This is a genomic window from Pseudoalteromonas sp. S3178, assembly GCF_005886985.1.
Taxonomy (GTDB): domain Bacteria; phylum Pseudomonadota; class Gammaproteobacteria; order Enterobacterales; family Alteromonadaceae; genus Pseudoalteromonas; species Pseudoalteromonas carrageenovora.
In genome coordinates this window covers 1-360 of the sequence record NZ_PNCW01000592.1, presented here as the reverse complement: position 1 = coordinate 360, position 360 = coordinate 1, and the positions used below count along the sequence as shown (strand labels likewise).

The window sequence follows — 360 nt, the reverse complement described above, 5'->3', positions numbered from 1 at the left end:
CAAAAGCCTCTGGCCTGTATTGAATAGAAGGAAAGCAGAGGCGTAATGCTAGTTGCTTTGCTGTTATGTGCTTTTAATACCTAATGTTTGTAGCCGTTTAAGAATGATCGGGTTTTGAGTAGTGTTGTAAAGACTTTGCAGTCGTGCCTTGTTGTATTGGCTGAGTACTAACCCCGAGTCAGAGATAGCACGCGTGAACGCGTCCACAATCTGCACATCTGGGCTACTCAATATGGTGGCCACAACTTGATCGTGATATTGCGCTTTTGACGATAAGACTTTTACGGCATCGCGCTTTACGCCTTTTTGCTGATGGCTTAGTAATTTTGCAATGTGTGGCAGCAGGGCGGTGCTTTTACT

At 45.0% G+C, this 360-nt stretch carries 1 protein-coding gene; it reads right to left on the bottom strand.

The window, feature by feature from the left end; genetic code table 11:
- Positions 1-63: 63 nt before the first annotated feature.
- Positions 64-360 (bottom strand): hypothetical protein (locus tag CWC11_RS22955; protein ID WP_171038534.1); only part of this gene is annotated, 297 nt, incomplete at its 5' end.